Origin of the sequence: Cupriavidus sp. HPC(L), assembly GCF_000307735.3 — a bacterium.
In the GTDB taxonomy this organism is placed as follows: domain Bacteria; phylum Pseudomonadota; class Gammaproteobacteria; order Burkholderiales; family Burkholderiaceae; genus Cupriavidus.
In genome coordinates this window covers 1-9,966 of record NZ_AMPR02000087.1, presented here as the reverse complement: position 1 = coordinate 9,966, position 9,966 = coordinate 1, and the positions used below count along the sequence as shown (strand labels likewise).

At 68.2% G+C, this 9,966-nt stretch carries 11 protein-coding genes; 2 read left to right on the top strand and 9 right to left on the bottom strand.

All coding sequences use genetic code 11. The features are described 5' to 3' along the window. Positions 1-474 (bottom strand): alpha/beta hydrolase fold domain-containing protein (locus B551_RS06780; RefSeq protein WP_023263734.1); only part of this gene is annotated, 474 nt, incomplete at its 3' end. A 353-nt stretch (positions 475-827) separates the two neighbouring features. Between B551_RS06780 and B551_RS06775 the strand changes: the two genes are divergently transcribed. Then, entirely contained in the window at positions 828-1,976 is a 1,149-nt protein-coding gene (locus B551_RS06775; protein WP_006577673.1) for an iron-containing alcohol dehydrogenase, read from the top strand. A 119-nt stretch (positions 1,977-2,095) separates the two neighbouring features. Continuing rightward, on the top strand, positions 2,096-2,632 hold the full coding sequence (locus B551_RS06770) for an O-acetyl-ADP-ribose deacetylase (protein ID WP_006577672.1): 537 nt from the start codon (positions 2,096-2,098) through the stop codon (positions 2,630-2,632). A 44-nt stretch (positions 2,633-2,676) separates the two neighbouring features. On the opposite strand, the gene B551_RS06765 is transcribed toward B551_RS06770, so the two are convergent. The 8 genes from B551_RS06765 to B551_RS06730 form a co-directional block, all read right to left on the bottom strand. Then, positions 2,677-3,594: an alpha/beta fold hydrolase gene (locus B551_RS06765; protein WP_006577671.1), complete on the bottom strand. Its 918-nt coding sequence runs from the start codon at positions 3,592-3,594 to the stop codon at positions 2,677-2,679. 166 nt (positions 3,595-3,760) lie between these two features. Further along, complete coding sequence (locus tag B551_RS06760) at positions 3,761-4,663, bottom strand: SDR family oxidoreductase (RefSeq protein WP_023263733.1); 903 nt, start codon at positions 4,661-4,663, stop codon at positions 3,761-3,763. A gap of 29 nt (positions 4,664-4,692) precedes the next feature. Beyond that, the gene (locus B551_RS06755) at positions 4,693-5,547 is read right to left on the bottom strand and encodes a class II aldolase/adducin family protein (protein ID WP_006577669.1); all 855 of its coding nucleotides are present in this window, start codon (positions 5,545-5,547) and stop codon (positions 4,693-4,695) included. A 52-nt stretch (positions 5,548-5,599) separates the two neighbouring features. After that, the gene (locus B551_RS06750; protein ID WP_006577668.1) at positions 5,600-6,610 is read right to left on the bottom strand and encodes an NADP-dependent oxidoreductase; all 1,011 of its coding nucleotides are present in this window, start codon (positions 6,608-6,610) and stop codon (positions 5,600-5,602) included. 76 nt (positions 6,611-6,686) lie between these two features. Continuing rightward, positions 6,687-7,952, bottom strand: a complete 1,266-nt coding sequence (locus tag B551_RS06745) for a serine hydrolase (protein WP_052511281.1) — start codon at positions 7,950-7,952, stop codon at positions 6,687-6,689. A gap of 185 nt (positions 7,953-8,137) precedes the next feature. After that, entirely contained in the window at positions 8,138-8,584 is a 447-nt protein-coding gene (locus B551_RS06740) for a PaaI family thioesterase (RefSeq protein ID WP_006577666.1), read from the bottom strand. Between the two features lie 186 nt (positions 8,585-8,770). Further along, positions 8,771-9,553, bottom strand: a complete 783-nt coding sequence (locus B551_RS06735; protein ID WP_006577665.1) for an SDR family oxidoreductase — start codon at positions 9,551-9,553, stop codon at positions 8,771-8,773. Positions 9,554-9,615: 62 nt separating this feature from the next. Beyond that, positions 9,616-9,966: acyl-CoA dehydrogenase C-terminal domain-containing protein (locus B551_RS06730; protein ID WP_043437846.1), on the bottom strand; the 351-nt coding region annotated here is incomplete at its 5' end.

The window sequence follows — 9,966 nt, the reverse complement described above, 5'->3', positions numbered from 1 at the left end:
GATGCGATCCGCATCGACGCCCAGCCGCGGCGCCTGCTCGAAGACCCAGTGCAGCACGTCGAACGCATCGTCGACGGCCGTGGGGAATTTCCATTGCGGTCCGAGCCGGTAGTCGACCGACAGCACCATCGCATCGGCGCGCGCGCACAGCAGCCGGCACAGCGGCTCGTGCGTGGCGATGCTGCCGACCGTGAAGCCGCCGCCGTGGAAGTACAGCAGCAGCGGCAACGGCTCGGCCCAGTTCGCCTCGCGCGGCGCATAGAGCCGTACCGGAATCGGATGGCCGTCGCGCGCGGGTACCGTCATGTCCTCGACGCTGTGCACCGGCGCCGGTGCCACGTCCAGGATCAGCGCGCTCTTCTCGTAGGCGGTCTTGGCGTCGACCGGGTCCAGATGATGCAGCGGCGGCCGCTTGGCGCGCGCCACCATGTCCAGCAGCTGCGCAATCTGCGGATCGAGCGGCTGAGCCGGCATGCCGGGCACGCTGGACTGGGGCGAGGACGCGGGGAACGCGGACGGGACGGCTGACATGAAGACGAGGCGATCGATGCGGTGGATCCGGTGTAACGGTGAACTGCGCGGCTGGAATTCCGGTGAAGTTCGAATTGTGAACGAGCGTTCGATTTTAGTATGATGCCAACGCTTTGTGGGCATACCGGCATGGAAAATGTGGCAATGCGACACCGCGTTTGCCCCCTCCCCGCCCGACGGAAAACGCTGCGACAATCGTCCGGGCCTGGATTTGCACCGCGGCGCCGGCATGGCAGCGCAGCACGATACGGCCGCCCATCGCCCGCACCGACATAACAATCACGGAGACAAGCACGATGGCCTTTATCTATTACCTGACCCATATCCATCTCGATTTCGGCGCGGTCAAGCTGCTGAAGTCCGAATGCGAGCGCATCGGCATCCGGCGGCCGCTGCTGGTCACCGACAAGGGCGTGGTCGCCGCCGGCATCGCGCAGCGCGCCATCGACGCGCTCGCCGGGCTGCCGGTGGCCGTGTTCGACGACACCCCGTCCAACCCGACCGAGGCAATGGTGCGCCAGGCCGCCGCGCAATACCGCAGCGAGGGCTGCGACGGCCTGATCGCGGTCGGCGGCGGTTCTTCGATCGATCTGGCCAAGGGCATCGCCATCCTGGCCACGCACGAGGGCGAACTGACGACCTACGCGACCATCGAGGGCGGCAGCGGCAAGATCACCGAGCGCGCCGCGCCGCTGATCGCGGTGCCAACCACCTCGGGCACCGGCAGCGAGGTCGCGCGCGGCGCGATCATCATCCTCGACGACGGGCGCAAGCTCGGCTTCCATTCCTGGCATCTGCTGCCCAAGGCGGCGATCTGCGATCCCGAGCTGACGCTGGGCCTGCCGCCCGGGCTGACCGCGGCCACCGGCATGGACGCGATCGCCCATTGCATCGAAACCTTCCTGGCCCCGGCCTTCAACCCGCCCGCCGACGGCATCGCGCTGGACGGCCTGGAGCGCGCCTGGGCCCATATCGAACGCGCGACGCGCGACGGCAGCGACCGCGAGGCGCGGCTGAACATGATGAGCGCGTCGATGCAGGGCGCGATGGCGTTCCAGAAGGGACTGGGCTGCGTGCATTCGCTGTCGCACCCGCTCGGCGGCCTGAAGATCGACGGCCGCACCGGCCTGCATCACGGCACGCTGAACGCGGTGGTGATGCCCGCGGTGCTGCGGTTCAATGCCGACGCGCCGAGCATCGTGCGCGAGGACCGCTATGGCCGCCTGCGCCGCGCCATGCATCTGCCTGCCGACGCCGATGTCGCGCAGGCGGTGTACGACATGACCGCGCGGCTGGGCCTGCCGACCGGGCTGGCCGCGATGGGCGTCACCGAGGCGATGTTCGACAAGGTCGTGGCCGGCGCGCTGGCCGACCATTGCCACAAGACCAATCCGAAGGAAGCCAGCGCCGAGGACTACCGGCGTATGCTGGCGGAATCGATGTAAGGCGCGGTCGATGTAAGGCGCGGTGATGTAAGGCGCGGTGATGTAAGGCGCGGTGATGTAATGCTCAATCGTGTAAGGCTCAATCCGATGTCACGCGCATCGGGCGCAAGGAGGCGGGCATGGCTGGCGAACACTTGCAGGTGGTGCACGGCGATATCACGCGGTTGGAGGTCGATGCCATCGTCAACGCGGCCAACAGCGGGCTGCTGGGCGGAGGCGGCGTCGATGGCGCGATCCACGGCGCCGGCGGTCCGGCCATCATGGCGGCCTGCCGCGAGATCCGCGATCGCCAGGGCGGCTGCCCGACCGGCGAGGCGGTGATCACGACCGGCGGCCTGCTGCCGGCGCCCTATGTGATCCACGCGGTCGGCCCGGTCTGGCGCGGGGGCAACGACAACGAAGACGCGCTACTGGCCAGCGCCTATCGCAGCAGCATCAAGCTCGCGGCCGAGCATCGGCTGCGCACGCTGGCGTTCCCCAATATCAGCACCGGGGTCTACGGCTTTCCGCGCGAACGCGCCGCCGATATCGCGATCGCCGCGGTGCGCGAGGCGCTGGCCGACGCCGACACGATCGAACAGGTGACCTTCGTCTGCTTCGACGACGAGAACTATCGGCTGTATCGGGAGCGGCTGGGGGCGTTTGGCGGGCTTTGATATACCGGCGGGTCAAGGGACGCCCTTGCCCCCCGTCCCTTTCCCTAGCTCAACGCGCTCCGGATCAGCAGATTGATCCGCTCCGGCTGCTCGTGCACGACCCAGTGGGTGCCTTCGGGAATCCGTTCGAGCCGCAGCTGTGGCACGAAGCGGTCGAGCCCGTCGACCAGCGACTTCGGCAGCGCGCGATCGTTCTCGCCCCAGATCACCAGCGTCGGCACGCGCACGACGAAGGCCTCCGGATCGAGGCGCGACAGATCGGGCGGCGGCTCGCCCGGCGCCGGCGGATGCAGCGGCGAGGCGCGATAGTAGTTGACGCTGCCGGTCAGCGGATGCGAACCGCCCTCGCCCGGCTGCGACCACGCGGCCAGATACTTGTCGCGCGTGTCGCCGCTGAACCAGTCCGGCGGCGCGTCGCCGCCGGACAGCAAGGCGGCCAGCTTCGCATGGTTGTCGGCCGCCAGCACCTCCTCGCAGCCGGGCTTGCGCAGCCAGTTCATATAGGCCGATGCCGCCTGCTGCCGCGGATCCTCGGCCAGCGCCCGGGCGAACAGATACGGGTGCGGCGCGTTGACGATGACCAGCTGCTGCACCAGCGACGGATACTGGATCGCCAGGTTCCAGCACACCGCCCCGCCCCAGTCGTGCGCCACCACCACGCAGCGGTCATAGCCCAGCGCCGCGATGAACTGGACCAGATCCTCGACCAGATGGCGCGGCTTGTAGGCCTCGACCGCGGCCGGCTTGCTGGACAGATTGAAGCCGCGCAAATCCGGCGCAACCGCGAAATGGGTCTGGCCGAATTCGGCGAGCTGGGCCTCCCACGCGTACCAGAACTCGGGGAAGCCATGGACAAAGAGCATCAGCGGCTTGCCGCGCTGCCCCGCGCTGGCATAGTGCAGCCGCGTGCCATTCGGCAGCGAGGCGTACTGCAAATGATGGATCACGGCCGATGTGCTCATGGTCTCCTCTCTGTGTGGTGCAAATGCCGTCGTCCCCGCGAAGGCGGGGACCCAGTGGCTCCCGGCGACGCGGAGAAAGTCACTGGGCCCCGCCTTCGCGGGCGACGAGCGTGGTCGTCAATGGAACGGCATGCACGCTCCATGCCTGCGGCGCGAAGCGCCTGCCTCAGCCCCGCAGCGCCGCCACCAGCTCGTCGCGCACCTGCGGCTTGCCGGCGAACGGGTCGCCGGGATTGCGCTGCCCGACGATGTCCTCGAAACGCTGCTGCACCGGCGCCAGCGCGTGCGGATGCGAATAGATATAGAAGCGCTGCTCGCGGATCGCGTCGAAGGTCATCCGCGCCACGTCCTCCGCGCTGACCTTGCCCGACGTGACGGCCTTGTCCGACAGCGCCTGCGCAACCAGCTGCGAGCGCGTCGGCGGCGCCTCGTTGCTCAGGTCCGCCGGGCGATTGCGGTGCGACTGGTGGATGCCGGTCGGCACGAAATACGGGCACAGCAGCGAGCAATGCACCTGTTCGGTCACCAGCGCCAGGTCCTGGTACAGCGACTCGGACAGCGACACCACCGCGTGCTTGGAGACGTTGTAGATGCCCATCGCCGGCGGGTTCAGCAGCCCGGCCATCGATGCGGTATTGACGATATGGCCTTCGTACGAGGCATCGCGCGCGGCCGCCTCGAGCATCAGCGGCGTGAAGATGCGCAAGCCGTGGATCACGCCGTGCAGGTTGACGCCGAGCACCCAGTCCCAGTCCTTCTGCGAGTTCTCCCAGACCAGCCCGCCGGCGCCGACGCCGGCATTGTTGAACAGCAGGTTGACCTCGCCGAACGCCTCGATCGCGGCATCGGCCAGCGCCTGCACCTGCTCGGCCTGCGAGACGTCGACGCGCAGCCCGATCACGCGGGCACCCTGCCCGCGCAGTTCGGCCACGGTCGCATCGAGCGCATCCTGCTGGACGTCGGCCAGCACCAGCCGCATGCCGAGCGCCGCGCCAAGGCGCGCGAATTCCTTGCCGAATCCCGACGCGCCGCCGGTGATCACGGCCACCCTTTCCTGGAACTGTTTCATCGTAGTCTCCTGGTGGTCCCCTTCGCGCGTCAGTCGAGCAGGTCGGGCTGTTCCTTGACGATGCGCGCGTACAGCGGCTGGAACTGGAACCAGCCGGCCTGGGCGGTGCCGACGATCGAGTACGCCTGGCGCGCCGCCGCGTCCGAGATCGTCTTCGGCGCGCCGCCGGTGCGCGCCGCGGCCGCCTCGGCCAGCAGCTGCACCTGGCACGAGCGCTCCATCGTGATGAACCACCAGGCCGCTTCGTCGACCGTGCGGCCCACGGTCAGCAGACCGTGGTTCTGCAGGATCACGGCCTTGTTGGGCCCCAGCGCATTGGCGATGCGCTGGCCTTCATCGAGCTCCACCACGACCCCGCCGAAGTCATCGTAGACCGCGTGGTCCTGGTAGAACGCGCAGACGTCCTGCGTCAGCGGATCGAGCGGCCGGCCCAGCGTCGACCAGGCGCGCCCATAGGTGCTGTGCGAATGCGCGGCGGCGACCGCATCCTCGCGGGTCTGATGCACGCGCGAATGGATCGCGAAGGCGGCGGCGTTGACGGGGTGATCGCCCTCGACCACGTTGCCGTGATGGTCGCAGCGGATCAGGTTCGACACCTTGACCTGGCTGAAATGCACACCGAACGGGTTGACCCAGAAGGTATCGGGAAACTCCGGGTCGCGCGCGGTGATATGCCCGGCCACGCCCTCGTCGAAACCGAACTTCGAGAACAGCCGGAAGGCCGCCGCGAGCCGCTGCTTGCGGTGCAGGCGCTCCTCGGCATGGGTCTCGAAGCGAGGCGGGCGCGGCAGCACACGGTACTTCGCCTTGATTTCCTCGGGCAGATCGGCGCCGATCTCGTCGGCGCGGCCGGCACGCTGCGGTGCCTGGATGGGAGCGTTCATCGCGGTCTCCTGCATTAAAGGGCGGGGAAAGAGCGGAGAAGGAGCCGGCCGATCAGATCAGCTTGACCAGCTGCTTGCCGAAGTTCTTGCCCTTGAGCAGGCCCATGAAGGCCTCGGGCGCGCTCTCCAGCCCCTGCGCCACGCTCTCGCGGAACTTCAGCTTGCCCTGCGCCACCGCGCCGCCGAGCTCGGACAGCGCCTGCGGCCATACGTCCATGTGCTCGGAAACGATGAAGCCCTCGATCTTCAGCCGCGACACCAGGATCAGTTGCGGATTCTTCATCGGCAGCGGCTCGCCGTCATAGCCGGCGATCATGCCGCACACCGCGATGCGGCCGAACGGGTTCATCCGCGACAGCACGGCATCGAGGATCTCGCCGCCGACGTTCTCGAAGTAGCCGTCGACGCCCTGCGGCGTGGCTTCCTTCAGCATCGCGTACAGCGCCTTCGGATCAGATGCGGCCTTGTAGTCGACGCAGGCATCGAAGCCCAGCTCGTTGACGACGTAGTCGCACTTCTCCTTGCCGCCGGCGATGCCGACCGCGCGGCAACCGGCCATCTTGGCCAGCTGCCCGACCACGCTGCCCACCGCGCCCGAGGCCGCGCTGACCACCACGGTCTCGCCGGCCTTCGGCGCGATGATCCGGTTCAGGCCGTACCAGGCGGTGACGCCGGGCATGCCGACCGCGCCCAGATAGGCCGACAGCGGGATCTTGCTGGTGTCAACCTTCTGCATGCCGCTGCCGTCGCTGACACCCATCTCCTGCCAGCCGAACATGCCCAGCACCTTGTCGCCGACCGCGTACTTCGGATTGCGCGAGGCCACCACCTCGCCGACGGTGCCGCCGATCATCACCTCGTCCAGCGGCTGTGGTGTCGCGTAGGACTTGCCTTCGTTCATGCGGCCGCGCATGTACGGATCGAGCGACAGATAGTGGTTGCGGACCAGCACCTGGCCGTCGGCCAGCTCGGGCACCGGCACCTGCTCGAGCCGGAAGTTGTCCGGCGAGACGGCGCCGCTGGGACGGGAGGCGAGGACGATGCGCTTGTAGGTATCGGACATGGGCGGTTCCTTTGTCAGGGAGTCGTGGGACGTTGGACTTCGATGTTGGCGTCGGGTTTGGTGTCGACCCAGCCGCTCAGCGCTGCATCAGCGCGAGCGCCAGCGCACGATAGGCGCGCAGCGTGATCGGGTCATTCGCGGCATTGCCGGCGATCGGGTGCGAGGCATAGCGCACGATGGTCATCTCGGCCTTCGGATCGACATGGATGCGCTGGCCGAAGATGCCGCGCGCCTCGAACACGCCGTGATCGTCGTGCGAGACCCACCACATATCGCGATAGCTCCAGCCAGGCAGATGAGCATAGACCGATTTGGCGAACTTCGCGCGGTCGCCGCCGCCGCGGATCTCGGCCACCACCGCGCCGGGGATCACCTGGCGGCCGTTGAAGCGCCCGTCGTTGCGCATCGCCTCGCCGAAGCGGGCCAGGTCGCGCAGCGTGGTGCTGATCGCCCCGCCGCCGCCCGGCGTGCCGATGCTGTCGACGGTGAAGTAGGCGTCCTCCTCGGCGCCGAGCGGCTGCCACAGCTTGTCGGACATCAGCTTCGGCAGCGGCACGCCCGACGCGCGCTGGACGATCCACGCCAGCACCTCGGCATTGACGGTCTTGTAGGCGAAGGCGCGGTCGTGCTCGCCCTCCTTGCGCAGCGTGGTCAGGAACTCGTAGAAGGTGCGCGGGCCCGCATAGTCGGGCGCGCGCGGGATCATGCCGCCGGCGCGCGCATAGTCGTTGACCTCCGCCTTCGGATCGGCGTAGTCCTCGGAGAATCTGACGCCGATCGTCATGTCCATCACCTGGCGCACGGTGGCGTCGCCATAGGCGGTATCGGCCAGCTCGGGCACGTAGCGCGTGACCGGCGCGCTCGGGTCCAGCTTGCCCTCGACGGCGAGCATCGCCGCCAGCGTGCCGACGAAGCTCTTGGTGATCGAGAACGCGGCGTGCGGCAGCTGCGGCTGCAGCGCGCCGAAGTATTTCTCGTAGACGACCTTGCCCTTGTGCATCACCAGGATGCCGTCGGTATAGGTCAGCGCCAGCATGTCGGCGAAGGTGCGGCGCGTGCCGTCGGCATCGACGAACGGAACGCCGCCGATATCGCGCTCGGCGCGTGGCAGTGCCGAGACCGGGCCCGGGCCGCGCCAGACCGAAACGGTCGGCACCAGCTCGCGCACATGCGAGAAGGTCCAGCGGTGCCGTGGGAAACCGTTGCTCTTGCCGCTGAAGCTGATGACCTTGTCCGGCGCCGGCGGAAAGCCCTGCATCCATCCCAGCGTGATGGGATCGGTCGCGGCGGCATCGGCGTAGGTGCGTGCCGGCGGGGTCTGTGCTTGCGTGGGATTCGTCATGGCGGTCAGCAGCGCGGCCGCGACGGACAACGCGGTGGGAGCGAAACCGGGAACAATACGGGGGAAGCTGCGGCGAAGGCGCGTGCGCCCGCGTCGAAAGGCCTGCATGGTGTCTCCATTTGTTTTTCTCTTTGGATTCGGTTGGTGCGGATTGCTTGGTGCCGCAATACCCGGCGCGGGCAGCGTCAGCCGTCGGCGCCGGTATCCGCCGCGGTGTCGGCGCGCTGCGGCGGCGAGCGGCGCACGTACTTGAACGTGCCGGAGCTGCGCGCCACCAGCTTGCCGTCGGCGTCGACGATTTCCGCCTCGCAGAACGCCATCGACGTGGTGCGATGCACGCAGTCGCCGCGCGCAATCAGCGTGCCACGGCCTGGCGCCATGAAGCTGGTCTTCATCTCGATCGTCACCACGCCGCGGCCGTCCTCGGTATCGGCCGAGCGGCAGGCCACCGCCATCGCGACGTCGAGCAGCGTCATCAGCACGCCGCCATGCGCCATTTCCCAACCGTTGTGATGGCGTTGCTCGATGTCGAGCTCGAGTTCGCTGACGCCGCCGCCCATATGCGTGCAGCGCAGGCCGAGGTTGTCGACGAAGGGAATCGGGATCGGGAAGCCTTTGCGCGGCTCGGTCATGGTGTGATGGTCCTTAGGGTGGTGGCGATGGCCAGGGTGTCGGTCGGGATGCGCTACTTTGCCCTCTCCCTCGATCCCTCTGCCGCAAGCGGGAGAGGGAAAAGAACCATCGAACGCCGATGGTGTTCTCCCTCTCCCCTCATGGGGAGAGGGCTGGGGAGAGGGGTGGTCTCAGCGCACACAATCTCAAACCGCGCTGACGCCCCCATCCACCGCCAGGATCTGCCCGGTAATGTGCTTGCCCGCCTCCGTCGCGAACAGCAGCGCCGCGCCCTTCAGGTCCTCGTCGTCGCCGAGGCGATGCAGCGGCACGCCCTCGCACATCTTGTCGACGCCAAGCCGCGCCAGCGAGCCCTGCGTCATCTTCGACGGGAAGAAGCCCGGCGCCAGCGCGTTGACGGTGATGTTGTGCTCGCCCCATTCGGCCGCCAGCGTGCGCGTGAAATTGACCACCGCGCCCTTGGACGTGTTGTAGGCGATCGTCTCCATCGTGCCCGGCGGATTGCCGGCGAGCCCCGCGATCGATGCGACGTTGATGATGCGGCCATAGCGGCGCGGAATCATCGATTGCTTGCCGATGCGCTGCGTCAGCAGGAACAGGCCGCGCACGTTCAGGTTCATCACCTTGTCCCAGGCCTCGACCGGATGATCCTCGGCGGGCGCGCCCCAGGTTGCGCCGGCATTGTTGACCAGGATGTCGACGTGGCCCAGGCGCGCCAGCGTCTCGTCGGCCAGCCGCGCGATCTCGTCGTCGCGCGAGCCATCGGCGGCGATCCAGTCGGCCTCGATGCCGCGCGCCTTCAGGTGTTCCTGCGCGGCCTTCAACTCATCGGCCTTGCGCGCCGACAGCACCAGCCGCGCGCCCTGCTCGCCCAGCGCCTCCGCGATCTGCAGGCCCAGCCCGCGCGAGCCGCCGGTGATCAGCGCGGTGCGCCCGTTCAGGTCGAACAGTTGTGCGATCGTTTTCATGGTGTCCCCTCCTTGTCTCGGTGTCCGATGTCTTGTCCCGGCGTCTCGCCGATGCGCCGGTCCTAGAACCAGGCGTCCTGCATGTCCAGCGTGGTGCGGTCCAGCGACGCCAGCAGATCCAGCTGCGGTCCGACCTTCGGCAATTCCCAGCGGAAGAAATAGTCCGCCGCCGCCAGCTTGCCGCGATAGAAGTCCGCGTCCGCATGGCCCGACGGCAGCGCCGCCAGCGCGGTGTGCGCCAGCATCGCCTGCTCCAGCCAGATCCAGGCGACCACCACGTGGCCGAACGCTTCGAGGTAGACCGAGGCATTGGCCAGCGTGACCGCCGGATCGCCGGCCGCCCACAGTTGGGCCGTGACGTCGGCCAGCCGCGCGACGCGCGCGGCCAGCGCGCGGGCATGCGTGCCCAGCGC